This is a genomic window from Massilia mucilaginosa (genome assembly GCF_011682145.1).
Taxonomy (GTDB): Bacteria; Pseudomonadota; Gammaproteobacteria; order Burkholderiales; family Burkholderiaceae_D; genus Telluria_A; species Telluria_A mucilaginosa.
The window spans coordinates 1-392 of sequence record NZ_WHJH01000228.1; the positions used below are offsets into that span (position 1 = coordinate 1).

At 58.2% G+C, this 392-nt stretch carries 1 pseudogene; it reads right to left on the reverse strand.

The window, feature by feature from the left end:
* Positions 1 to 320 (reverse strand): annotated as a pseudogene (locus F2P45_RS34630) (hypothetical protein); the annotation flags it as partial.
* Positions 321 to 392 lie beyond the last annotated feature (72 nt).

Here is a 392-nt window from a genome sequence, read left to right on the forward strand (position 1 = left end):
GGGGTCGGCGTCGGGGTCGGAGGCGGGGTAGGCGTCGGCGTCACCGGACCGATCGCACAATATTTCTTCTTGCCCGCAATGGGGTCGCCAAACGTGGCGTTATTGCACGCCACATTGCCGGAGAGGCTTTTCGTGACCCACTTGTTGCTTGCGCCGTAAGACACCGAGCGCTTGGCGGCGCCGACCACACAGGTCTCTCTCTCGGCGGCGCACTTGGTATACCCGCTCGGCCAATCAGCGGCGAAAGCCGGTGTCGCGGCGCTGCAGGCCAGCAGCGCGCTGGCGCTGGCAATCAATGTCTTGCGAATAAGCTGATCCATGTCCATCCCTCTAATGTTGTACAACGAGAAATGGTATGTTATCAGATGACTTGTGCAAAATTTAACTTTATT